This window comes from Kordiimonas aestuarii (assembly GCF_025574465.1).
GTDB lineage: Bacteria > Pseudomonadota > Alphaproteobacteria > Sphingomonadales > Kordiimonadaceae > Kordiimonas > Kordiimonas aestuarii.
This window is the reverse complement of sequence record NZ_JAOBPP010000011.1, coordinates 1-25,471: the sequence shown is the minus strand read 5'-3', so window position 1 is coordinate 25,471 and position 25,471 is coordinate 1. Positions and strand designations below refer to the sequence as shown.

Annotated in this window: 19 protein-coding genes; 16 read left to right on the top strand and 3 right to left on the bottom strand. The window is 56.7% G+C overall.

Annotation, left to right across the window (positions count from 1 at the left end; all coding sequences use genetic code 11):
- Position 1 precedes the first annotated feature (1 nt).
- From OEU85_RS02005 to OEU85_RS01985, 5 genes are all read left to right on the top strand, one after another.
- Positions 2–517, top strand: coding sequence for a KdsC family phosphatase (locus OEU85_RS02005; RefSeq protein WP_262689759.1), 516 nt, complete (start codon positions 2–4; stop codon positions 515–517).
- Positions 514–1,263 (top strand): 3-deoxy-manno-octulosonate cytidylyltransferase, encoded by a 750-nt coding sequence (gene kdsB, locus OEU85_RS02000; protein ID WP_262689758.1) that lies wholly within the window; start codon positions 514–516, stop codon positions 1,261–1,263. The genes OEU85_RS02005 and kdsB overlap by 4 nt, the downstream gene beginning before the upstream one ends.
- On the top strand, positions 1,260–3,329 hold the full coding sequence (locus OEU85_RS01995; RefSeq protein ID WP_262689757.1) for a capsular polysaccharide biosynthesis protein: 2,070 nt from the start codon (positions 1,260–1,262) through the stop codon (positions 3,327–3,329). The genes kdsB and OEU85_RS01995 overlap by 4 nt, the downstream gene beginning before the upstream one ends.
- Positions 3,330–3,460: 131 nt before the next feature.
- Positions 3,461–4,621 (top strand): hypothetical protein, encoded by a 1,161-nt coding sequence (locus tag OEU85_RS01990; protein ID WP_262689756.1) that lies wholly within the window; start codon positions 3,461–3,463, stop codon positions 4,619–4,621.
- A 116-nt stretch (positions 4,622–4,737) separates the two neighbouring features.
- On the top strand, positions 4,738–6,693 hold the full coding sequence (locus OEU85_RS01985) for a polysaccharide pyruvyl transferase family protein (RefSeq protein WP_262689755.1): 1,956 nt from the start codon (positions 4,738–4,740) through the stop codon (positions 6,691–6,693).
- Here OEU85_RS01985 and OEU85_RS01980 read toward each other — a convergent pair.
- Entirely contained in the window at positions 6,658–7,074 is a 417-nt protein-coding gene (locus OEU85_RS01980; protein ID WP_262689754.1) for an adenylyltransferase/cytidyltransferase family protein, read from the bottom strand. The two genes, OEU85_RS01985 and OEU85_RS01980, sit on opposite strands and share 36 nt — an antisense overlap.
- A 136-nt stretch (positions 7,075–7,210) precedes the next feature.
- On the opposite strand from OEU85_RS01980, the gene OEU85_RS01975 reads away from it, so the two are divergent.
- The 5 genes from OEU85_RS01975 (at position 7,211) to OEU85_RS01955 (ending at position 13,890) form a co-directional block, all read left to right on the top strand.
- The gene (locus OEU85_RS01975) at positions 7,211–9,229 is read left to right on the top strand and encodes a LicD family protein (RefSeq protein ID WP_262689753.1); all 2,019 of its coding nucleotides are present in this window, start codon (positions 7,211–7,213) and stop codon (positions 9,227–9,229) included.
- 199 nt (positions 9,230–9,428) lie between these two features.
- Positions 9,429–10,334, top strand: a complete 906-nt coding sequence (gene cysD / locus OEU85_RS01970; RefSeq protein WP_262689752.1) for a sulfate adenylyltransferase subunit CysD — start codon at positions 9,429–9,431, stop codon at positions 10,332–10,334.
- Complete coding sequence (gene cysN / locus OEU85_RS01965) at positions 10,334–12,256, top strand: sulfate adenylyltransferase subunit CysN (protein ID WP_262689751.1); 1,923 nt, start codon at positions 10,334–10,336, stop codon at positions 12,254–12,256. The genes cysD and cysN overlap by 1 nt, the downstream gene beginning before the upstream one ends.
- Before the next feature lie 78 nt (positions 12,257–12,334).
- Positions 12,335–12,847, top strand: coding sequence for a DinB family protein (locus tag OEU85_RS01960; protein ID WP_262689750.1), 513 nt, complete (start codon positions 12,335–12,337; stop codon positions 12,845–12,847).
- A 146-nt stretch (positions 12,848–12,993) separates the two neighbouring features.
- Positions 12,994–13,890 carry an alpha/beta hydrolase gene (locus OEU85_RS01955; protein ID WP_262689749.1) on the top strand — a complete coding sequence of 299 codons (897 nt, stop codon included), beginning with the start codon at positions 12,994–12,996 and terminating at the stop codon, positions 13,888–13,890.
- A 5-nt stretch (positions 13,891–13,895) separates the two neighbouring features.
- Here OEU85_RS01955 and OEU85_RS01950 read toward each other — a convergent pair whose 3' ends face one another.
- Both OEU85_RS01950 and OEU85_RS01945 read right to left on the bottom strand, forming a co-directional pair.
- Entirely contained in the window at positions 13,896–15,458 is a 1,563-nt protein-coding gene (locus OEU85_RS01950; RefSeq protein ID WP_262689748.1) for an LTA synthase family protein, read from the bottom strand.
- Positions 15,459–15,507: 49 nt separating this feature from the next.
- Complete coding sequence (locus OEU85_RS01945) at positions 15,508–16,785, bottom strand: capsule biosynthesis protein (RefSeq protein ID WP_262689747.1); 1,278 nt, start codon at positions 16,783–16,785, stop codon at positions 15,508–15,510.
- Between the two features lie 566 nt (positions 16,786–17,351).
- Here OEU85_RS01945 and OEU85_RS01940 point away from each other — a divergent pair.
- From OEU85_RS01940 to OEU85_RS01915, 6 genes are all read left to right on the top strand, one after another.
- The gene (locus OEU85_RS01940; RefSeq protein WP_262689746.1) at positions 17,352–18,368 is read left to right on the top strand and encodes a KpsF/GutQ family sugar-phosphate isomerase; all 1,017 of its coding nucleotides are present in this window, start codon (positions 17,352–17,354) and stop codon (positions 18,366–18,368) included.
- A 3-nt stretch (positions 18,369–18,371) separates the two neighbouring features.
- Positions 18,372–19,181: an ABC transporter permease gene (locus OEU85_RS01935; protein ID WP_262689745.1), complete on the top strand. Its 810-nt coding sequence runs from the start codon at positions 18,372–18,374 to the stop codon at positions 19,179–19,181.
- Entirely contained in the window at positions 19,178–19,921 is a 744-nt protein-coding gene (locus OEU85_RS01930) for an ATP-binding cassette domain-containing protein (protein WP_262689744.1), read from the top strand. The genes OEU85_RS01935 and OEU85_RS01930 overlap by 4 nt, the downstream gene beginning before the upstream one ends.
- Complete coding sequence (locus OEU85_RS01925) at positions 19,905–21,032, top strand: hypothetical protein (protein ID WP_262689743.1); 1,128 nt, start codon at positions 19,905–19,907, stop codon at positions 21,030–21,032. Before OEU85_RS01930 ends, OEU85_RS01925 begins: the two co-directional genes overlap by 17 nt.
- A 10-nt stretch (positions 21,033–21,042) precedes the next feature.
- Entirely contained in the window at positions 21,043–22,725 is a 1,683-nt protein-coding gene (locus OEU85_RS01920; protein ID WP_262689742.1) for a polysaccharide biosynthesis/export family protein, read from the top strand.
- 289 nt (positions 22,726–23,014) lie between these two features.
- Complete coding sequence (locus OEU85_RS01915; RefSeq protein ID WP_262689455.1) at positions 23,015–25,411, top strand: calcium-binding protein; 2,397 nt, start codon at positions 23,015–23,017, stop codon at positions 25,409–25,411.
- Positions 25,412–25,471: the final 60 nt, after the last annotated feature.

The window sequence follows — 25,471 nt, the reverse complement described above, 5'->3', positions numbered from 1 at the left end:
AATGGCTATTCGCCTGCTTGCGCTGGATGTGGACGGGGTATTGACCGACGGCACGCTATATTACACCGCCTATGGGGAAGAGATGAAAGCCTTCCACGCCCATGACGGGCTTGGGATGAAGCTTCTGCACAAGCTGGGGGTGGAAATCGCTGTGATTTCAGGGCGCAAGAGTGCGGCACTTGAAAAGCGGCTTGATGACCTTGGCATCACGCATCGCCGCCTGCGTTGCGCCGACAAGGTAACGGCGCTTGCAGAACTGGCGTCGGAGCTTGAACTGCCCCTTGAAGATGTCGCTTTCATGGGCGACGACCTTATCGACATGGGCGCGATGCTGGCGTCGGGGTATGCCATTGCCCCGGCCAATGCGGTCGACGATGTCAAAGCCATCGCTGACTATGTCAGCCCGCATGGTGGCGGACATGGTGCCGTGCGCGACGCGTGCGAGCATCTCGCCAGACAGCTGGACAGCAGCCTCAAGGCCGCAGCGGAAGGCGAAACACGGATACTGGTGCAATGAAGATTGTTATTCCGGCGCGATATGCTTCGACCCGGCTGCCGGGCAAACCCCTGGCCGATATCGCGGGCAGGCCAATGATCACCCATGTGTTTGACCGTGCCGCCGAGGCCCTTGCGCCTGAGCATATTTATGTGGCAGCCGACGACAAGCGTATTCTGGACGCCATGCGCGCCCATGGCGGGCAGGCGGTCATGACCCGCGCGGACCATGTCTCAGGCACTGACCGTATTGCCGAGGTGGCCAGCCAGCTTGGCTGGGCCGACAATGAAATTGTGGTGAACGTGCAGGGAGATGAGCCCCTGATGCCGTCCTCGCTCATCAGTGTGGTGGGGCAGTGCCTCGCGAATGATGATGATGCCGCCATGGCAACCGCCTGCACACGCATTCACGAAGGGGCGGACGTGCTGAACCCCAATATCGTGAAGGTGGTGACCGATGCGGCCGGGTTCGCCCATTATTTTTCCCGCAGCGCCATCCCGCACCTGCGCGGCGCGGACGAGCCGGACCCCAGCATCTGTTCCTACCAGCGGCATATCGGGATCTATGCCTACCGTGTTTCGACCCTGAAGAAACTCACCAAACTGCCTCCGGCCCCCACGGAGGAACTGGAAGCGCTTGAGCAGTTGCGGGCGCTCTATCACGGTCTGCTTATAAAGGTGGTGGAGATTGCACAGGCACCGCCGCATGGCGTGGATACACCGGCAGACCTTGACGCCGTGCGTATATTGATGGAGGCCCGGTCGTGAGCGCGCAGCAAACCCGTGCCGCCCGCGCGCTGACCACCTCGCGCGGGATCGTGAACGGCGTCGGCATGGAAGCGCTGCTTGGGCGGCCTGTCCGGCGCGGGCTGAAAGGCGCGCGCGAGGGTGACGTTATCGTTGGCTGGGGGCAGAAGGAAAACACCGCCGATGCCCGCGCGTTCGCCAAAAAGAACGAGCTTGAATACTGGCGGCTTGAGGACGGTTTCCTTGGTTACCTGAACCACCCAAGCAGGGACAAGCGCCGCCTGTCGCTGGTGGTGGACAAAAGCGGCATCTATTATGACGCCCATACCCCCAGCGACCTCGAAGCGCTGCTGAACCGCGATGACTGGGTCACGGAAGAATTGCTCAACCGGGCACGCGCAGCGATGGGGCGCATCCGCCGCTGGCGTATCTCCAAATATAACCATGCACCCTTTGACCTGTCGCCCGCGCTTGAGGCCAAGCTGGCGGCATTCAAGGGGCCGAAGGTCCTATTGGTGGACCAGACATATGGCGACAAATCCATTATGCATGGCATGGCGTCGGACGCCATGTTTGGCGAGATGCTTGAAACCGCGCTGGAGGAAAACCCGACGGCGCTGGTGATTGTCAAGATCCACCCCGATGTACTGGCCGGGAAGAAAAAGGGCCATTTTGATGTGGAGCGCACCTACGACCGCGTGCTGTTTGTCGCGGATGATGTTGCCCCCATCGCTCTTATTGAGCGGGTGGACCATGTTTATGTGGTGACCTCGCAGATGGGGCTTGAGGGACTGATCGCAGGTAAGAAGGTAAGCTGTTTCGGCTTGCCGTTTTACGCTGGCTGGGGCCTGACGCACGACCGGCAGCTGTGTGAGGCTCGCATTGCCAACCGCACGCTTGAAGAACTGTTCGCAGCAGCCTTCATCGTCTACAGCCGCTATCTGGACCCCTTCACCGGCGAACGCGTGGAGATGGAACGCATCCTTGACCTTCTGGTTGCCGAGCGCCAGATGCGCCGGCCGCGCGGAAACCGCGCCGTGGCTGTGGGTTTTTCCTTCTGGAAACGCAAGTTTGTATCGAAGTTTTTTGGCCCCGGGATTGGTCATGTGGTGCATATCAAACCCGCGGATATTGACAAGTTCGAGTTCGAAAGCGGCGATTGCGTGATGTCCTGGGGGCGCAAATTTGATATCCGGCTGGACGATGTGCCGGACGATATCCCCATCTGGCATATGGAAGACGGCTTCCTGCGTTCGGTGGGTCTTGGCTCTGACCTCAGGCGTCCGGCATCCCTCGTTCTGGACCGGCGCGGCATCTATTATGACGCTACCAGTCCAAGCGACCTTGAGCATTTTTTCGCCAACCACAAGTTTGACGATTATGAGCTGGCACGGGGTCGCGCGCTCCGCGAGGCCATTCTTGCGGCGCGGGTCAGTAAATATAATGTGGGGGAACGCGGCGGCATCGATTTCCGTGCAAGGGCGGGGGCCCGGAAAATCATTCTTGTGCCGGGGCAGGTTGAGGGCGACGCGTCGCTTGCCTATGGCTCGCCGGAGATCATGACAAACGCCGGGCTGCTTGAGGCGGTGCGAGACGCAAACCCGGATGGCTATATTGTCTTCAAGCCGCATCCTGATGTGGTCAGTGGCAACCGGGACGGGGCAGTGGATAAGCATATCCTTGATTGTTGCGTAAACGAAACAATTGCGGCGGCAGATATTATCGACTGCCTTGAGGCCGTGGATGAGGTGCATACCATGACAAGCCTCACCGGATTTGAGGCGTTGTTGCGGGGTGTGCCAGTGACTACATATGGCATGCCGTTTTATGCGGGCTGGGGTCTGACCTGTGACCGGCAGGAGCCAACGGGCCACCGCGGCAAGAAGGTGCCACTGGATGGCCTCGTCTATGGGCTGCTGTGTGTTTATGGCCGCTATGTTGCCTGGCCCGGTGGCATATCCACGTCGCCGGAGGCAATAGTGGAGAGCATTCGGCGGGAGGCCGAGAGCACGGGCGGCAAAAAGCCGTCGCCGCTGGGCAGTGTCTTCCGCAAAATACGATACCTCATCGAGGCATTGCTGAACTGATGGGGCGTTGTGCCAAAACTGTGCGGCAATACCATATTTTTGTGCGAAAAGTGTGCGAAGGTGCCGAGTGGGCTTGCCTGTTGCCGCACATGCGGTCATAAACGGCTCGAGATTTTTCAGGAGAGGTCATAATGCTGATTGTTGGATATCATGTGGCAAAAACGGGCGGCACAACCGTTATGCACCATATCCAGAACCATTTGGGGCCGGAGGCCTATTTTGGTTATGGCCAACACCCTGCATCAGAGCGTTTTTTCAGTGGACGCCCGCTTTGGGAAGAGCTGACACAAGAAGAACGCGCGCCGGTCAAGTTTGTCTTTGGGCACCATGTGAACGATTATATCCTTGCCGGGCTTTCAGGCGACAAGCCAGCGCTTTTTACCGTGCTGCGTGACCCTTTCACGCATTTTGTCTCCCAGTATAAATACCATCTCAGTGTTATCCGTGGTGAGGGGCGCCACGTTGGCGCGCGCGAGTATTTCAAGGAGTGGCAGGAAAACCGGGTTTCCGGTGAGCTGTGCAAGTTTTTCACCCATCTCTATCCCGAAGCCGACGCACCGGTCAGCGAGGAAAAAATCATACACATCCTCAAGCAGTTCCGTTTTCTGTGCGCAACCGAAAAGCTGACGGAACATTCGGCGCCGATCTCGGTCGAACTGGGGATACCGCCGGTGGAGGGACGCCACAGGGTTTCAACGAACAAGGCTGACCTTGAGGGCCTCACGCCAGAGGAAGTGTATGAGCGTTGTCCGCTTGATTATAAGATGCATAAAGCCGTGCTCGACGGCGCGGGCCCTGACGGCACCACTGGCCCGCTGGCCTATGACGACGCGGCGTTCCAGGACAGTCTCAAGCGATTGAGTGGCAGCTTTACCAAGGCGGAGCAGATCCGCATGGCCTATGAACGGCTGGTGCATTTTTTCCGTCACAATGACCTGATGGAAGCGGCGCAACTGCATCTGGCACTGGCGAAGCGCAACCACCCGCGGTATGCACCGGTTATCCGCTCCACGCCTATCCCGACGCGCCAACGGATGAAGTTTGCCGTTGCGCGGTCGGAAAAGGAAAAGGCTGCTGTCTATATGCGGCACAAATATCCGGCAATGGCGCGGGCCTGCTACGAAAAAGCCATTGCCCTGCATGACGGTTATATCGATGCCTATGTCGGCCTTGCCTATGTGCTTCAGCACCAGGGGCTGACCGAGAAGGCCCGCGAAGCCGCTGAGCACGCGCTGACGCTTGATGAAGGGAATGTCGGTGTCCGTCGGTTTCTCCAGCAGCATGCATCCTGACGTGAAAAAGCTTACGCGCGGGGACTGAAACCCCGTTGTCATAATTCCTGACTACTCTTCCGAGCTTGCTCAGGCGGTCTTCTGGCCGCGAATATCTGCTCGAGAGTACAGGTTATATGAAACGTATCCTATTTCACCCGGCCAATTTTGGTGTGGCGGCCAACAACGCGAAGCTGGTACACAAGGCTTCGCTGCCGCTCTCTGCTGCACGCTCGATCGCGGACCTGAAGGCTGAAATCGCCGCCACGACATTGAATGTCGGCAATATTGTTCATAACGAAGCGGTGGCAAAATCGTTTGAGGTTGACCGCGCGAAAAGCTGCCTGTCGTCGATCGAGCATCTATATTTTACGGAATGTGGCGGACGCACCGCTGACTTTGCATCCTGTCTTACGGCCAATTTTGATGCGGTGGTCTTTTCCTATGCCAATCTGATTGCACCGCCGCTGCAGGGCAGGGCCGACGCGCAGGAGCGGCACATGGCCCGCCTGTGCGAAGTGGTGGAAGCCCTGCCCATACCGCTTTATGTGTTTGGCATGGGGATGCAGGAGGCATTGACCGATGCGTCGCCGCTGGTGCCGTCCATGCGGGAGCTTTTGAAGCTGATTGATAAAAAGGCTGAAATTTTCGGCGTTCGCGGCGCGGAAACGGAAGCTTTCCTGCATGGCATGGGCTGCGTGCACGCGGTCGCGCTTGGCTGCCCAAGCCTTTATGTCTATCCGGAAAACATCCTCAAAATCGCGCCTCTGAAAGCAAGAAAAAAGCACAAGGTGCTGACAGCGGGTTATCTGGGTCTCAGGCATCTGACAGGTTATCAGGCGGAGCGGGTGGACTTCCTGCGGGCGCTGGCTTCCCGCTACCGGGTGAACTATGTCTTTCAGAATGATATCTATAGCTATCATGAACTTGGCGACCTGCCGGGGATTTATGATGACGCCACAGGCGAATGTGACAAGGCGGCGATTGCGGCCTATATGCAGGCTTATGGGCAGGAACCGATTGACTTTGATGGCATGTGGCATTTCCGCGATGCGCGGTCATGGCGTCAGTTTGCTGCCATGCATGACTTTTACTTCGGCGACAGGTTCCATGGCGGCGTGGTTGCGCTTCAGGCATCCCGCCCCGCGCTTTTTGTTTATAAAGACCTGAGGGTGCGGGAACTGACCAACCACTTCGCCATTCCCAATGTGGCGCTTGCAGAGGTAACGCCGGAGACGATGCCCGAGCTGTTGCGGGCGGCGTTTTCAGCCGAACGCACCGAACGCTTCAGGGAGCAATACGCCGCCCGGTTGGGCGACTATCACTTCCGCTGCCGTGATGCCGGGCTGATGCCGCGGGGTGCGCATCCGGTGGGTGCGGTGGCTAAACCCGCGGCCGCATGGCGCACAGAGGTGGCGCGCATTGCCCTGGCAGCCAGCCGTGTCCGGCGCAAAACCGATGCACGGCCTGAAGGCAGGACGATCTACCCGGAATTTGTGAAAAAACGCAACCGTGTCAGGGACCAGATCACGGCGGCGGTTGAGTTGTTGATGCGGCCAAAGGCCTCCGCCGCGCTTCTGGAACCGGTTGTGCGGACGTTGCTGACCAATGCAAGGCCGCAGGCCGCGCAGAAGTGCTTGACGTGTTTTCTTGATACGGCGCAGGCGGAGATAGCCACCTTGCCGGACGACGCCTGTTTCCGCCTGGCCAATCTCTATAACCGGTACCAGATGCACGAGGCGGCCCGGCGCATTATCGAATTGCTTTACGTTGACAGAGAGCGCCGCGGTGAGAAAAACGCCCGCCTTTATGCCAATATCCTGCTTGCAGAAGGGAATTATACCGCGGCGGAGCAGGTGCTGATGCCAATCCTGGGCAAAGGGGCAGCCGATGCCGCAACGGAATTCCAGTTGGCGCGGGCGGCCTTTGGTCAGGGGCGGGCAGGGGATGCGATTGCACGGGCCGAAGCGGCACTGGCGCATAAGCCGGAGGCCGCGCTTCTAAGCCGCATTGAACATTTGAAAGGCCTCGCGGAACGAAGCAAGGAAGCTGGCAGGTCAGGCGCCGCCCACGGCGGTCCGGCTACCCTCTGAGATGCTGCTGATAAGATAGGTGGTCGAGATGCCTTCCGTGCGCGTCAGGTACACCACTTCACACAGGTTGCCAAACATATCAAAACGCCCGGCCCAGTCGTCGCCCATCACGAGAACATCGGCCTTGTGCTCGCGGATATAGTCACCCTTGGCTTCAAGCGAATGTTCGATGAAGGCTTCATCAACACAGGAAAGCGAGCGCACGATTTCAAGACGCTCAGCAGTTGAATAGACCGGCGCACGGCCTTTCTTGCTGATGTTCAGCTCGTCACTGGACACACCGACAATCAACTTGTCGCCAAGTGCGGCGGCACGCTTGAGCAAGCGCACATGCCCCACATGCAACAAATCATAGGTTCCAAACGTAAGAATACGTTTCATGATGCCGTTTAATTCCTTGAAAAATGCACGTTTTAGTTTCTTGTCGGTTCACTTGTGTTGTAAAGAAACTGTAAAATAATGTAAATAAAAATGTCATTTTACTAAAAGCAGCCAGGTTTTTTTAATGAACGAAAAAATGAGCGCAAGCAGCCGCTTTGACGCGACCCTAGAAGCTACGCGAGTGCAGTTATGGGATTTTTTCTCCCGCTCGAACAGGCAGGCCTTGAAAGGGCTGTTCCCAAGGCCCCTTGTTTCGGCCATCGGTTCCATGTTTCCGGTCTCGGTACCGGTGAATGAGCCTTGTACGTCGTTTATCTTCGACCTTACCAAGCCGCGCCCTGAACTGTTGAACTTCTCGTCGGTCAAGTTCATCGGTTACCTGGACAACAAGGTGGGTTTGCAGGATGTCTCGCAGTTTGCGGCCTGCAGCCAAAGCAGCGTGCATGACAGCAGGCCGGACCCGTCGGCGGCCATAACCGGCGCGCGCTTTGCCATGAATATACATAGCAAACTTGAAGCCCGGCCGTGGTGGCGGGCGGATTTCCCAGCCGGGGTGCGCGTAAGCCATATCTATTTTTATCATCGGTTGGGGAAGCGTGCTTACAGGGCAGAGACGCTGCGGATACGCGGCATGGGCGAGCAGGGCGAGGTGATACTTTACCAGCCAACCGCCGAGCTTAAGGCCTACAGTTGGGGCAAGGTTGAAAGTGCATTTGCCAGCTTGAAAACGATGCGGCGGCTGTGTCGGGTTGAAGACCTGCCCGAGTTTGACCAGTGGTTTTTCCAGGCGATGGCCAGCCTCTCGGCACTGCTGGATGATGTGCATATCGCGGACCTCAGGCGCCGGAAGAAAAATACCTTTGCTGCCCGCTGGCGCAGATTGCGCCACCGATGGCAGATTGCGCGCTTTTGTGGTGTCGCGGGCTTGCCGTCCGGGGTAATCGCGGCACGACAACTGGTCAGTGCCCTTGATGTGGTCACCCGTGCGGTGTCGGATTTCGGTTTTTCGCCGGAGGCCGGTTTGGACATCTCGGTACCGGAGACAAAAGCGCGGTATATCAGGGTCCGCACGTATGATTCGTCCGGTGGTGGTATCGGCGGGCTGTACCTCACAAACGGACCGGGCGAGGGCGATGTGGTACATGCCGCTGACCGGGCGGCGTGCAAGCCGGAAAGCTGGCTCGGGGGCTATGTGGACAGCGTGTCATTTGCTGCCAATCTTGGGGGCACGATGGGCGTCCGAATCATGGACCTTGGCGAAAGAAAATCCTTCAACGGGATAAAGGTATGGAACCACAACCGCCCCAATGCTGACAGCACCATGCTGACGCGGATATCGGTCAGCGATGACGGCAACGTTTGGCGGACCTTGTATGACCACGGTGAAATTTATCATGCCATCATGGCGGTGCGGCCGTTCGTGGATATGCTGGCCGGGGACAAGTTGCCCGCGGGATATGCTGGTCTTTTTGCCAAACTGTTCACGCTGTACCGCTGCCGGAGTCTGGCGCGGCCGCTGGTGCGCATCTTACGAAACAGTCAGGCCTGGCTTGATGAGGCGCTGGCGGGTTCGACCACTGTCGCGCCTCAGGTAAACTACGCCGCACGGCTGAGTTTCACCAAGCATGGCATGCATATCCCGCTGTCGGAACGTGATGAGAAAAAAATGGTGGCGGACCTTGTTCAGTTCCGCGACGCGCTGGGCGCCCTTGGACTGAAGCCCATGCTGATGTACGGCACACTTCTGGGCGCGATACGCGAAAAGGGTTTTATTCCGCACGACGATGATCTTGATACGGCCATTATCGTTGATGGTGTCGGGCCGGATGACCTTGTGGCGGAACGCGACAGAATTGTCGCCCTTCTCAATGAAAACGGGGTCCCCTGCAAGCCGGTGGAGCGCGCGAAACCCATCATCCATTATTCGCAGTCTGAGGTGACAATCGACCTGTTTGTGCTTGGGCACAAGGATGGAAAGATATATTGGCCGCACCGTCGGCTGGAGATTTATGAGGAAGATGCCAGCATTTTCCTGCCGATCGGCGAGATGGAATTTAAAGGCGAAAAATTCCCGGCGCCCCGCGACCCGGAGGCGGTGACGGAGGCCAGATATGGCACAGGGTGGCGCACACCGGAGCCAGCTTTTGAAATGTAGAGGGCGGTTTTTGTTTCATGGCGCAATAAAATTCTTGATATGGCGATAAATAGGAAAGATATACTAATAAACTTCGGCTGGCTGCCGAGAAAAGAAAAAATAATTTCCCAAAGCTCTTATCCTTGCGTTACACCCGCCCCATCTTTAAAACCCTGAGGCTTAGCAGGTCTAAAATTTTTTAAATATTGGTGCGGATTTCATGACAAAAACGCTTACTCACCTGAAGCGGCTTGAGGCTGAAAGCATTCAGATCATGCGCGAGGTTGCGGCCGAAGCCGACAATCCGGTGATGCTGTATTCCATTGGCAAGGATAGTGCGGTAATGCTGCATCTGGCGATGAAGGCATTTTACCCCAGCCTGCCGCCTTTCCCGGTGATGCACGTGGACACCACGTGGAAGTTCCGCGAGATGATCGAATTTCGCGACAGGCTGACAAAAGACCTTGGCCTTGAACTGATTGTACACATCAATGAGGAAGGCGTGAAAGAGGGCGTTGGCCCGTTCACCCATGGTTCCGCCTACCACACCGATGTGATGAAAACACAGGGCCTGAAACAGGCGCTGGACAAATACGGTTTTGACGCAGCCTTTGGTGGCGCGCGGCGCGACGAGGAAAAGTCCCGCGCCAAGGAACGTATTTTCTCCTTCCGTTCCGCGCAGCACCGCTGGGACCCGAAGAACCAGCGTCCTGAACTGTGGAGCCTTTATAACACCCGCAAGGCAAAGGGGGAGAGCATCCGTGTCTTCCCGCTTTCCAATTGGACCGAGCTTGATATCTGGCAATATATCCACCTTGAAAGCATCCCCATTGTGCCGCTGTATCTGGCGAAGGAACGCCCGGTGGTGGAACGCGACGGTCAACTGATCATGGTGGATGACGAGCGCATGCCAATGCGCGACGGTGAGACGCCGGAGATGAAGATGGTGCGCTTCCGCACGCTGGGCTGTTACCCGCTGACGGGGGCGGTTGAAAGTACCGCCGACACGCTTGAACAAGTGATACAGGAAATGCTTCTCACCAAATCGAGCGAGCGTCAGGGCCGGGTGATCGACCATGACAGCGCCGCCTCGATGGAGAAGAAAAAGCAAGAGGGGTATTTCTAATGAGCCACCAATCTGACCTCATTGCTGAAGATATCACCGCCTATCTCAAGGCGCAGGAAGAGAAATCCATGCTGCGCTTTATCACCTGCGGCAGCGTGGATGACGGTAAATCCACGCTCATCGGTCGCCTGCTGTATGACAGCAAGCTCATTTTCGAAGACCAGCTCTCGGCGCTTGAAGCCGACAGCAAGAAGGTTGGCACCCAGGGACAGGAGATTGACTTCGCGCTTCTGGTGGACGGCCTGGCGGCTGAGCGCGAGCAGGGCATCACCATCGATGTGGCTTACCGCTTCTTCTCCACCGACAAGCGCAAGTTCATCGTCGCTGATACGCCGGGGCATGAGCAATATACCCGCAACATGGCGACGGGTGCCTCCACGGCTGACCTCGCGATTTTGCTGATTGACGCGCGCAAGGGGGTGCTGACGCAAACCCGCCGCCACAGCTTTATCGCCTCGCTTCTGGGCATCAAGCATGTCGTGCTGGCGGTGAACAAGATGGACCTTGTGGACTATAGCCAGAAGGTCTTGAACGAGATTGAGGAAGAATACCGCGAGTTTGCGAAAGACTTCGGTTTCAAGGAAATCAGGTCGATCCCGCTGTCCGCGCTTCGGGGCGATAATATCCTCACCAAGTCAGACGCCACACCATGGTATGACGGCCCGACCCTCATGCACCACCTTGAGACGGTGCAGGTTGATGACATGCGCGCCTCTGCGCCCTTCCGCCTGCCGGTGCAGTGGGTGAACCGCCCGAACCTTGATTTTCGCGGTTTCTCCGGCACCATTGCGGCGGGGACTGTCAAGCCGGGTGACGAGATCAAGGTGCTGCCAAGCGCCGAGACCAGCCGGGTGAAATCCATCGTCACCTATGACGGTGACCTTGACGAGGCGGTTGCCGGCGAAGCCGTGACCATCACCCTTGAGGACGAGATCGATATCTCCCGCGGGGACATTATTGCGGGCAAGGACCACCCACCAGAGGTGGCTGACCAGTTTGAAGCCAAGATCATCTGGATGTCGGGCGAGCCAATGCTGCCCGGCAGGCCCTATATTTTCAAAACCGCCAACAAGCTTGTACCAGGGCAGGTGACGGACCTCAAACACAAGGTCAATGTCAACACCATGGAACACACGGCCGCCAAGCATCTGGACCTCAATGAGATTGGCGTGTGCAACATTTCGCTTGACCGCCGTGTCGCGTTTGATCCTTACGACACCAGCCGCGATACCGGTGCGTTTATCATCATCGACCGGCTGACCAACACCACCGTGGGTGTCGGCATGATCGACTTCGCGCTCCGCCGTGCGTCGAACATCCACTGGCAGGCGCTCGATGTGAACAAAGCCGCACGCGCTGAGCTGAAGCACCAGCGCCCGGCCATCCTGTGGTTCACGGGCCTTTCGGGCTCAGGCAAGTCGACGATTGCCAACATCATTGAGAAACGCCTGTTCGCGCGCGGCCGGCATACCTATGTGCTGGACGGTGACAACGTGCGCCACGGCCTGAACCACGACCTTGGCTTCACCGATGTCGACCGGGTGGAAAATATCCGCCGGGTGGGCGAAGTGTCGAAGCTGATGATCGACGCGGGCCTGATGGTGATGACCAGCTTTATCAGCCCCTTCCGGGCCGAGCGCGACATGGTGCGTGGCCTCGTGGACAACGGCGAGTTTGTTGAAGTCTTCGTTGATACGCCGATTGAAGTCTGCGCAAGCCGCGACCCCAAGGGGCTGTATAAAAAAGCCAAGGCAGGCGAGATCAAGAATTTCACCGGCTATGACAGCCCCTATGAAGCACCTGAAAGCGCCGACATCCACGTGAAAACCGATGAGATGAGTGCGGAAGACTGCGCGGACAAGATCATCGAGTATCTGGAGAAAAACGGATACCTGAGCGCGAACGGAAACGGCAAAGCCTGATCCGTGGCAGCATTGAGAGACATAGAAAAGGCCGAGGTTCTCCCCGGCCTTTTTTGTTTATGAGGTGAGGAGAGATGAATGAGCCTGAGAGAGACCGTTGTGATGATGACGCGCTACCGTGCGTGGGCCAATGCGCGGACGTATGAGGTGGTGCTGGATGCTCCTGAGGAGCAGGTGACGCGCGAACGCAAGACACACTTCCGCTCCATCGCCTTTACCCTCAACCATGTGTATGTCATTGACGATATCTTCCGCGCGCATCTGACGGGCATTCGCCACAACTATACCAGCCGCAACACGGCGGACTGCCCCAGCGTGCCGAAGTTGTGGCAAAAGCAGCAGGCGCTGGACGCGTGGTATGTGGACTATGCCGAAGGCGTGAGTGAAGCAGCACTTGACGAGGTGATCACCTTCGACTTTGTCGACGGCGGGCAGGGTGAGATGACTCGGGCCGAGATGCTGCTGCACCTCGCGACCCACACGCAGTATCACCGTGGTTTTGTCGGCGACATGCTGAACCAGATCCCTATCAAGCCTATCCCCACCGACCTGCCGGTTTACCTGCGCGAAACAAGGGCGGGCAGAGGCTGAACAATTGTTAAAATTTTAGAATTCAGCGTGCCTAATCATCTAATGGCATGGAAGCTCGTATGAATTTAATGTGAGAGTGCCGGATTTTCTTGCGCGAGCGAAACACTAACTGCCAGTATGGCGCTACAAGAACAAGCGGGGGATGTATGGCGAGCTTGAAGTCCAGATACTGGGTGTTGATGCTGAAACTGATGGGCAAAAAGCGCAACCGCGCGACGGTTGAGGCGTTTTATCAGGATATCGCGAAGCGCCGCAAGCAGGATAATTACCAGCCGCCCAAGGACCTTGCGCAGTATTTTACAATCACGGAAACGGTGGTTGACGGCTTCCCCGTAATCACCCTCAGAGAAAAAAGCACATCGGTGCGGCAGCATCTCCTGTATCTGCATGGCGGCGCCTATGTGGGCGAGATACTGCCACAGCAGTGGGAGTTTATCGCGCATCTGGCGGCACGCACGCATTCGCAGGTCACGGTGCCAATCTATCCGCTGGCACCGGAACATGACGCCGCGATTACCTTACCGTTTGTGCGCAAGGTGTACCGTCACCTTGATGACAGGGTTGAGGGCATGCATATCCATTTTGTCGGGGACAGTGCTGGCGCTGGCCTTGCGGTCGCGCTGGCCCAGGCCGAAGTGGCTGAATTTGGTAAATGTGCCGCCCGCCGGATGATTTTGGTCAGCCCATGGGTGGATGTGTCGATGGAAAACCCGGATATCAAAGCGCTTGACGCCAGCGACCCCTGGCTCACGCAGGTTGGGCTTGCAGAAGCGGGCCGCCGCTATGCTGGCGACTGGGGCGTTAAAGACCCACGCATCAGCCCCACCTTCGGCAAGCTTGAAGGTTTGCCCAAAACCCATATCCTGATGGGTACGCGGGATATCCTGCTGCCGGACGCCAAACTGTTCGCAGACAAGCTGGCCGCCGCCGGGGTTAAATACAGTTTCCGCCAGTATCAGGATATGTTCCATTGCTGGGTGATGCTTGATATGCCGGAAACCCGCCTCGCCCGCGAGGAGATGATTGGGCTGTTGCAAAGCTGACGCTTCTAGCGGGCAGTACGAAAACCCGCGATCTCAAGCAGTTTGTCGCCAAGCTCTTCCACCCTAAGCGGGCCATGCTCACCGGCGCTGGTGTGGCTGTGCCACAGGATATAGTCGACCGCTTCATCTGTCAGGCCGTGCCGGTCAAACAGGTCTCGCAGCGCGGGCTGATGGTCACCATAAAGCACCATGGTGCGTGGGCGGCTCTCAGACAGTGTGGCCTGCGGACCCAACCGGGCAAACAGCTCAAGTACATTGTCCATATGCGTGCGGTAAAGTGCGAACGACCGATCGCCGCTGGGGTCAGCGCCGCTTGCCGCCTCTTCATCAAGCCAGTTGGCAAGGCGCCCGGCCTCCCATGGTCCGTGGCTTTCAATCGTGATGGTGAACACAAAAATGGGTTGGTCGCAGTGTGCTTTATGGTCGGCCATCAGCGCTTCCACCTTGTCGCCCAGCGCCGCGTCAGAGATGTAGGGGCCAAATTGCTGGCCATCACCGAAAGCCTCCAGGCCGATGAAGTCGTCAAAGCCCATCTTGGGAATGACAGTGCTGCGACGGAAAAATTCCTTGCGCGCCGGGTGCACACATACGGTGCGATAGCCCTTGGCGCGCAGGCGCATGGCAATGGTTTCCACGCCGGTGTGTGCTGCCCGCTGATAGGGGTTGATGCGGTCAATACCCAGTGCGGTATTCGCGATACCGCTCAGGAAGGAAAACTCGCTTTTCATGGTGGATGCGCCCCATGCGGCAACCGCCAGCGGCCCGGTGGTGGCCCCGGCTTCCTTCAGTCGTTCGAGCGCAGCCCACGTATGGTTTTCATGGCCTTCAATACGCTGGTAGAGCCGGTCCAGGTCAAAATAGCTCTCGGCCTGCACGGCAATGATATCTGGCAGTCTGTCGTCATGCGTCAGTGTCTTTGGCGCGCTGTCAGGCGCGGCTTTTTCACTTTTGTCCAGCAACAGCAGGACGTAAAGCAGCATAAGGGGGAAAAAGCCAAAACGCGCGGTATCGGGGTTGATGTCGAACTTCAGGCCCAGTGCACGCGCCCGCTTGTGGGTGAAAAACCTTGCCGTCAGCCTGGCCAACAGGAAAACCCCACCAAACCAGACGATGACACCAGCAAGCCACGCTGCCCAGCTTGGCAGTAGGGTCTGGTGACTGGCGAAGGAAGTCTCGAAAATATAGCTCAGGAGAATGGCGAGGAAAAAGCCGCCGAGGATCGATGCGAAGCGGACGGAGCCGACATAATTCACGTAAAATTCAGGGTAGATGAACAGGTGGCGCGTGGTTTCAAGGTCCGGAGCGCAAAGTGGTTCACCAAGTACGGCATTCTTCAGGTTGGAAACAGCGGTCAGGCTGACATAGATGAACATCCAGCCAATGAAGGCAATAACCGGGTGGCCCAGCAGCACGGCAAAACTGATATAGGTGATGCCCGAGACAACAGGAGTGAGGACATAAAAAAGCGGGTGCCGGGGCCCTTTTTCACACCGAAAGCCCACATGCACTTTAGCCTCGAGAAGAAGCGGCAGGATCACGAGGACAAATGCTGTCAGAAATATAGCCACAGTCACCACTTTACCCGAAATAAGAATAGCCGGTCAGGCCTGACGCGTTTCAGGCGGCGGGCAGGCGGGGGATTTCGCCGTTTATGACCTTGACGGCTTCCCCAACTGCGAGCGCGATGCCTGCGTCTGAGAAGAAGTCACCCCGAATTTGCGTATATGTCCTTACAACAGTGAGGAATTCGTCCGCAAGCCTTTGTTGTGGCGGAGTGGGGTTTTGCCAGAAGGTATCAAGCGAACGCTGATCGGTCAGGCCCTCCAGGTCATAAAGGGCAGTGCCCATCACCTTCATAGGGGTGCCAAGGCGCAATGTTGCGTAGCCGACCGTGCTGTTGATGAGAACTACGCCCCGTGCGCTCCGCACCATCGCTTCAAGGTCACCACCTGAAGCAAAGAAAACCCGGCTCTCAAGCTTCAGTTCCCGAGCCATGTCGGCGATCAGCGAGCGATAGTCGATCATGCCGTTATCAAGAGGGTGGTTCTTGAAGAAAAGGTTGTGCTCCGCAGGTGCATGGGCGGCAAAGGAGGAGAGCACCTCGTGGATGAAAGGCACAACGCCGCCATAGTGTGAATGCACGCGGATCTGATAATCGCTGTTCAGTTGCAGGGGGACGAGGAAAAAAGGCTTGTCTGTCTGCTCGAACCGGGTGGCGGTGGCGCGGTCGGCGCGGCGGTGGCGTGCTGTGCGCAGGATGCGCAGGAACCAGCCCTTGGCCTCCGCATCCAATGTTGCGGGCCGGTGCCCACGGTAGTCAGGGAAGCGCACCTTATACATTAGATTGGCGGCGTGCCCCGCGATATCCATGCGGGCGCGCCTGCCCATGTTGGTGGCTACGGGCGGCAGGTCGGGGCCATGGCGCGCCGGACGCCGGGTAAACAGGCCTTCAATCGGGGCAATCCTGCGGGGCATGCTGGAATAGCCATTGCTGCCGCCAAGCTCAAGCGTGACAAAACCGGGACGGATATAGCCTTCATCAAACACATATACTGTGGTGCCCGCCTCTTGTGCTGCTTCGCAGGCAACGCGGTGGACTGGACGGCAGTCGCCGAACAGAATAATGACATCGATACGTTTGCGGCTGAAAAAATCCCGGTAGAAAGCGGGCAACGTTTGCATTTTACCGCAAAACCGGTGCTGGATGATGTTATTGAGCCGGTCATGCCGGAAAATCCAATCGGCGCCACAGAAATTGAGCCGGTGAACAGTATGCCCATCTGCGGCAAGCTTCTCGCCAAGGCGGGCAAAAAAAGGGGTCGCCAACCCTTGCAGGAAAAGGACGTTGAGGCGCGCCATGGTGGCCGTTGACCCCAGCGATGTTTCAGCGTGCATTCCGTCTCCCGCCTTCCGGACTGTGCGCCGCTAAAGCGCCGTTCATCTTGTGTTCATGCCTCACGTAGCAAAACCGTCCCCGGCTTTCAAACGGTTTAACGTTGTCAGCCAAGTGACTTTTAACATGAGTGACAAATTCGGTTCTTTGGGCACGATGCAAACTACCTAAAAAAATTATTAATTAAAATTTAACATGCAAAATTGACCTGAGAAGAAAGTGTCTCTATTCATATATGGCTGATAACGCGAAGGATTTTTGTTTCCGTTCAGTATATTGTAGTAAGACTGTGGTAGCGTTTTCCTGTTTCGTTATATTCTTGGGCAAGACGTTTTCAATGGTCACAAGGGGGGTATGAGCCGGTTTAAGCAGGCGTTCCATGTAAGGGCAGTGTGAATTATCGAGACGGCCGAATTTGGCAGTTGAGAATAAAAAAGCCCTGTGATAGCTTGCGGCGATTTTTCCGGACACACCTTAAAAGCACCAAATTGCCACATTTGTATTTTGTAGTGCTAGGCGTTGGCAATCTGGTCGGGCAATAACAAATACAAGAGCTTGGGGATCTTATATGAAAAGCTCCGCAGACGAGACTCAATCTCGCGAAAATATCATTGACCTTCCCAACAGTGTGAAGGCGGATCTAAACGATACTCTTGAAAATATTGGTGCAAGTTTCCTGAAGCAGGGGCAGGCGCTTGAGCGTCTTTCCCAAACCTATGACGAAAATACCTATCGGGAAGCCATTCGCGTGGCGCTTCAAACCCGTGGGCACTTGATCGTTATTGGTATGGGTAAGTCTGGTCATGTCGCGCGGAAGATTTCCGCAACACTAGCGTCCACCGGCACGCCTTCTTTTTTCCTGCACCCAGCTGAAGCATCCCACGGTGACCTTGGTATGGTCACCGCCGACGATACGCTCCTGCTGATCTCCTATTCCGGGGAAACGCAGGAAATTGTTCAGTTGCTGCCGTCCCTGAAGGCGTTTGGCAACAAGATCGTCAGCATCACCGGTGCCAAATCCTCGACCCTTGGCCGGGCATCTGATGTCGTGCTTGAAATTCCAATTGCGGAAGAAGTCTGCCCGAACAATCTGGTGCCGACCACTTCTATTGTGGTGACGGTTGCGATCGGTGACGCGCTTGCGATCTCGCTGATGCAGCTTCGTGACTTCCACGCCAAGGATTTTGCCCGGTATCATCCAGGCGGGTCGCTTGGGCGCCGCCTGTTGATGAAAGTGGAAGATGTGATGCTGACCTCAAGCGTGCCTGTGGTCTCGCCAGGGATGGTGTTGCTGGAGCTTGCCGCTGAAATGGCTGGTGGGCCTGCGGGCGTCGCAGTTGTGGTGGATGACGACAAGAAGCCCATTGGTGTTGTGACAAAAGGACAGCTTGGTGTGGCTCTTCGGGTGACCCGCCGAGTGCGTGAAGTTGCCGCACACCAGTGCATGAGCAAGGAATTCTCTGTCATCCGCAAGAATGTTATTGTAGACGAGGCAGAGAGCACAATGCGTGCTGACGAGGTGAAGTTCCTTGTCGCGGTTGATGAACATGGCCGCTATGCCGGGATTTACAAACACGGAGACTAAGCATTGGTTACGCGGGAGCAACAGTTTGGACACCGTGTCCGGTCTGCTCTCGCGGTGCAGTCGGGTGTTGTCTTTGCACTTGCAGTCCGGGAAATGTACCGTAAATTCGGCGCTTATAAACTGGGTGTCGTCTGGGCTCTGATTGAACCGATAATGATGATCCTTGTGTTCATGCTGATTTTCGGTGCGCGCGGCCGTGGCGAGTTCGGTTTTATTGATCCGCCGCTTTTTATTCTCGCCTCCTTCCTGCCTTTCAAAGTGCTTTTTACCCAAAGTCTGCAGAATGTGAATACGTCGGGCCGCGGTATCGGCGCGTTCAAGGCGCTCAGGCAGGTCAGCCTGTTCGACCTTATGCTCGCGCGCATCCTGTTGACGAGTGTGACGGCTCTTTTGTCGCTTGTGGTGATATCGCTGGGGCTTGCGTGGGTAGGCTATGATCCGGTGCCTGACCGTTTGATCGAAACCCTGGCTGGCCTTGCGCTGATCATGCTTTTTGGCTTTGGACTGGGCATCATCTTTTGTGTACTGGGTTCGTTTGCCAAGGAAATGGACAAGATCACCGGGCTTATCAACTTGCCGCTTCTGTTTTTGTCCGCGGTATTTTTCCCGATGACCATCGTGCCGGAACCCTTCCGGACCTACCTGTCCTATAATCCGCTTGTGCATCCGATGGAGATGATTCGGGAAATGTGGTTCTCGCATTATACCAGCCCGGTGCTTGATCTTCGGTATTACGGCATTTGGCTCGTCTGTCTCTGGGCGCTTGCCATGGCGTGTTACCGGTTGCGCTGGCGGCAGATTGTTGCGGCATGATCAGAGTAACCAGACTGACAAAATCTTTTTTGATGAAAGGTGGGCGACGGCGGGTCCTGCGTGATCTCTCGTTCGAGGTGCCCAGTGGCAGCAACCTGGCCATCATTGGTGGCGAAGCCAGCGGGAAATCCACGCTTGTGAATTTGATCGGCGGTGTGGACTATCCCGACAGAGGCAAGATCAGGCGGGCAGGCACAATTTCCTGGCCGTTTGGCCAGATGCGGTACGAACGGTCGATGACGCTGTCGCAAAATCTGCGGTTCCTCTGCCGTGTGCAGGGGGTGCGCGATTTTGATGATATTCAGCAGCAGGTCCATGAGTTGACGGGGTTCGAGCGCGAATTTGGCAACCCGGTTGAGATGCTTCGCCAGCCCGAGCAGCGGCTGCTGAACGTGGCGCTCAGCCTGAGCTTTTCTTTCGATATCATGTTGCTGGACGGTAAGCCCAGTTTCAATAATTTGCCCAATAAGGAGCGGTTTGAGGAGAAAATGGCTGAAAAAATGTCGCAGTCCTCTATCATTCTCGCGACGGGCAAGCCAAAAGAAATAGGCAGGGAGTATGCTTATATACTTGTGCTCGATGGTCAATCTGGTCGATTGTACGACAATCGACGGGATGCTATCCAAGCGTTTAAGGCGTCTGTCGATAACAGGCCGGTGACGGTCGATAATAACCAGTCGAAAACGGTGGATACACCTCCGGTGACTGAGGGTGGAAACGTTCGTGGAATTAGAAACTAAACGGATCGGCCGCGCGGCTGGTTTTTTCAAGGCGCAGAAGCCCTTTTTCTGGGTGCTTGTAGCTTGGTTTATATGCTTTCTCTATTACATGCTGATCGCGTCGGACCGCTATGCACCTGAAGTGCAGGTCTATGTCAAGTCGGTCAAGATGCAGCAGGCGACGGAGCTTTCGGCGCTCTCGGTGCTGACAGGTACAGCGACGACCACGCCCGATATTGCACTGCTGCAAAGCTATCTGCACTCCCATGACATGTTGATGCAGTTGGAAGAAAAGATCAGCCTGAGGGAACATTACCAGACGGAGGAAGCCGACTTTCTTTCCCGCCTGCCGAGTAGCGCTTCGGAGGAGGATTTTCTTGACTATTACCGTGACCATGTTGAGCTGGAGCTTGATGAGTCAAGCGGCATCCTGAGCATCAAGGCGGAGGCGTTCACACCTGAATATGCCATGAAGCTGACGCAGCATATCCTTGTTGAGGGCGAGGCCTTTATCAACAAGGTTGGCCAGGATATCGCCCTGAAGGAAATCCGCTTCGTGGAAGGCGAGCTTGATCGTGCACGGCTTGAACTGCAGGAGCGCCAGCGCGCGCTTTTGATGTTTCAATCGCAGTACCAGACACTGAGTCCTGAAGCAGAGGGGCAGGCCTTCCAGCAAGTGATGTCGGGCCTCAAGGCAGAGCTTGTTCGCCTGCGGGCCGAGGAAAAGGTACTGACAAGCTATCTCAATGAAAAAGCGCCTGAGGTTGTCTCCATGCGGTCGCGTATTGCCGCGATCGAGGAGCAGCTTGCGCAAGAGCAGGACAAGCTGACCACCGGCAAAACCAACGAAAAGACGCTTGGTGAGGTTAATCTGGATTACAAAGAGCTTGAGCTTAAACTGCAGTTTGCGATGGATGTCTATAAGTCCGCATTCGCCACGCTTGAGCAGACCCGGGTGGACGCCTATCGCAAGCTCAAGCATCTGGTGGTGGTACAGGCTGCATCACTGCCTGAGGAAGCCGCCCACCCGCGGCGGGCTTATATGCTGCTGACAATATTTGTACTGATGACCCTCGCATACGGTATCACAGCACTGGTTGTTGCGACGGTAAGGGAACACCGTGATGTATAAGAATAAACACATGATCAGAACCAGCCTGAGCGCGGGCTCTTTCCAGGCCACCTTACGCCGGGCATTTGCCGCGGCGCTGCTGCTTATGATGTGGTGCCTGTCTCCGGTTTCCGGTGCGCACGCACAGATGGAGGCTATCAGCCAGAATGCCTCGCCCGCCCAGACGGGCGAAACACGCGCCCTTGAAGGGCACCGGGTCTTTGGTGACTGGATTTTCGACGGACAGTTTTCCAAGCAGCAATTTACCGGCTTTAATCCGGACTATCGCGTGGCGACCGGCGACCAGATCGCCATTCAGCTATGGGGTGGCTTTGATTTTCAGGGTGGCCTGATTGTTGATAATCAGGGCAACATCTTTTTGCCGAAGGTCGGGCCTGTGAAGGTGCGCGGTGTGCGCAATGCCGACGTGAACGAACTGATCACCGAGGCGGTGCAAACAGTCTATAAGAATAATGTCGGGGTTTACGCGTCCCTTGCGGAGGCCGAGCCGGTGAAGGTCTTTGTTACCGGGTTTGTTCGCAAGCCGGGGCTTTACGCGGGCCATTCTTCTGACAGTGTGCTCCGCTTTCTTGACCTGGCGGGCGGGATAGATCCGGCGCGCGGTAGCTTTATCGCCCTTGAACTGTTGCGCCGCGGCGAGGTTGTCAAATCCTTCAATCTCTATGATTTTATTTTTGAGGGCCGTTTGCCGGCGCAGCAGCTTTTTGACGGCGACACCATTCTGGTGAAGAGCGTGAAGGCCCAGGTTGGCGTACTCGGCCTTGTGCAAAATCCGTTTGTATTTGAATTCAGCGAAAGCCCGGTCTCCGCGCACAAGATCCTTGAAATGGCGCGCCCAACCTCGCGGGCAACTCATGTTCGTGTTCATCGCAACAATCGCATCAAAGAGGAAGTGGAATACTACTCCCTTGGCAAACTGGACGATGTCATCGTCGAGGCCGGGGATGTGATCGAGGCGACCTCCGACAAGATGCCGGGCACGATCGCGGTGCGTGTGGAAGGGGAACACCAGAGTCGTCAGGAATATATCCTGCCCTATGGGGCAAAACTATCTGATGTTCTGGCGAAGATTGAATTTTCACCCAACGCGGAAAAGGGCGCGATCCAGCTGTTCCGCAAAAGTGTGAAGGTACGCCAGAAAGAAATGCTGATGGCCCAGTTGCAGGCACTGGAAAGCAGCGTTCTGACCGCGCGGTCCAAAACCAACGAGGAAGCGGAACTGCGCCAACGTGAGGCGGAACTGGTCATGCAGTGGGTTGCGCGCGCCAAGGACATCGAGCCAAGGGGGCAGGTAGCGCTTGCTGGCGGTGACCATATTCGCGATGATATCCTGCTGGAAGCCGGCGATATCATCCGCATCCCGCGCCGGAGCAATCTCGTCATGGTGCATGGGGATGTCCTGTTCCCGAGCGCGATGGCTTTTGCCGAAAAACGTACTCCGCAGGATTATATCGATATGGCGGGTGGTTTTGTACAGACGCGCGGCAGCACCAATGTGCTTATACTGCACCGCGACGGGACCTTCGACAAGCTCGACAATGGCGATCTCGACAGCCGACGGATAGAGCTTAATCCGGGGGATGAGATTTTTGTTCTGCCGCGGGTTCAGACCAAGAATTTCCAGTTGGCAAAGGATGTTGTTGGCCTGCTGTATCAGATTGCAGTGTCGGCGGGGGTTATCCTGCGCTTGTGATAATGACGGGTGGTGCCGCACTTGAGCATAATTTCGCCTAATTCGTGTAGCACCTGTAACCTTTGTAACACGCTCGTCAAAATAAGATGTTGGTAATGAGTTAAATTTCGGTCGAATATGTATAACGATGCGAAATGATTGGGTTAAATTGCAACAAGATGCGCTAAAACGACTGTTTTAGTGCGTATCTGGTTGACAATGTGCAACTTATATAGTTAGCGAGTGTCAAGGGGGGTGGTCTGTTCGTCACCCGTGAAATCGACCTCGAAGGGCTTTTAGGAGGAACACTATGGCTATTTACACACGTTTCGGTACGGAAAGTAACGATTCGATTTTCGGCACGGCGGATGACGATGTCACGTATGGTGCTGAAGGCAACGATCAGCTTTCTGGCGGTACAGGTAATGACTCGCTTTATGGCGAGGCAGGCAACGACACGCTGACAGGCGGCGCGAACGACGATGAACTGTCGGGCGGCGCAGGCGATGACAGCCTCGTTGGTGGCGACGGTAACGACAATGTTTCCGGCGGTGCGAACGATGATAAGGTATCTGGCAACGGCGGCGACGATACAGTCGACGGCGGCGCAGGTAACGACGAAGTTTATGGTGGTCCGGGCGACGACGTTCTGACGGGCGGCACGGGCGACGATACAGTTGACGGCGGTGACGGCGCGGATGACATTTCCGGCGGCAACGGCGACGACAGCCTTATCGGCGGTGAAGGCGATGACACGCTCTCGAGCGGCAATGCCAGCAGCGCTTCCGGCACAGAGACGATGGACGGCGGCAACGGCGATGACGTCTTCAACGATGGCACAGGCCAGGACGTTGTAGACGGCGGCCTTGGCGACGATACGTTTGTCATCGACGGTACTATCGACGAGACGACGGACCTGACGGTATCGGGCGGCACGGTCACGATTGACCTTGACGGCGACGGCAACGCTGACACGGTGACGAACGTTGAAGTGTTCCAGGCAGACAACGTAACGATCGACATGGGCTCGAACGACGACGTTAACTTCTCGATCTCGAACAGCCTCTCTGCAGTGGCTGGCGCTTCGGCGACGGGTTCGAACTACAATGACGACGTTCTGGTTTGGGACGCCTCAGCGGACGCGATTGTCACGACGGCGACCGCGGGTACCGAGTGGGGTATCACGGCGATCAATGGTACGGCAGTTGATTCAAACGGCGACACGGTTGCTGTTGACAACGGCACGATCACCGCGCTTGACACGGACAGCGATGGCAACATCGACAGCATCAGCTTCAAAGCCTCGACCGCGTTTGCGAACGAAAGCTCGAACGTTGATGATGAGTTCACGATCACGCTGACAGACGTTTCGAACGACGACGTTTCCATCTCGATGGACGTTACGACAACGGTTGTTGAAGACTATAACTACGATGCGGCTGAAACCGGTTCGACGATCACAGGCGACGCAGACAGCGAAGACTTTGACGGCGGCAACGGCGACGATCGCTTTGTTGGCAACAACGGCGACGACACCATGGACGGTGGTCTTGGTGACGACACGCTCAACGGCGGCAACGGTGCTGATTCGCTTAGCGGTGACGCAGGTGATGACGTTATCTGGGCTGGCGCAGGCAACGATGTTGTTGCAGGCGGCAACGGCGACGACACCATTGGTGGCGGTGCTGGTGACGACACGATCACCGGTGGTAACGGTTCGAACCTGATCTACGGCGGCACGGGCGATGACAGCATTGCTTCCGGCACGGGCGCGAACACCGATGGTGATTCGACTGTCTGGGCTGGTAACGGTGATGACACTGTTACGGGCGGCTACGGCGATGATGTTATCGGTGCTGGCAACGGCAACGACGACGTTGACGGCGGCGACGGCGACGACACGATCTATGGCGGCGGCGACAGCGGCACGGATGCTCTCCGTGGCGGCGACGGCGACGACCTGATCTTCGGCGGTGCCGGCATCGACACGCTTTCGGGCAACGCTGGTGACGACACTCTCTGGGGTGGCGACGGCAACGACTTTGCTTATGGCGCGGCCGGTGATGATCTTATCTGGGCTGGTGCAGGTGCCGACGTGGTTACCGGTCAGCTTGGTGACGACACCATCTGGGGCGGTGCAGGCAATGACACGCTGAACGGCAACGAAGGCGCGGACGTGATCAACGGCGGCGCTGGTGTTGACAGCGTGATGGGTGACGCAGGCAACGATACGCTTGACGGCGGTGCTGGTGACGACGTTGTGGCCGGTGGTGCCAACAATGACGTTGTTTCCGGTGGTGACGGCAACGATGACCTGTCTGGCGATGCTGGTAACGACACACTGAACGGCGATGCCGGTGACGATACGCTCACGGGTGGCGCAGGTAACGATGTGATGTATGGCGGTGCCGGTGACGACGAGTTCACCAGCGATGCTGGCAGCGACACGCTTGATGGCGGAGCCGGTGCAGATACGTTCATCTTCAGCGCGGGCCATGGCAACGACGTCATCAACGGCTTCAACGTTGATGAGGATACGCTTGACCTGACGGCGATCACCTCGATTACCGAACTGGACGACCTCGAGATGATCGATACGTCGCTCAACGGTACAAGTGGTGTGTTGCTGACCACCAGTGATGACGAATCGATCTTCGTGGCAGGCGTTACCTCCGCTGAGATCGTGGTGGCGATCGATATCGCATAAGCCATCTCGGTAATAAGCACCAAGAAAACTGGGGGAGCCAACCGGCTCCCCCTTTTTGTT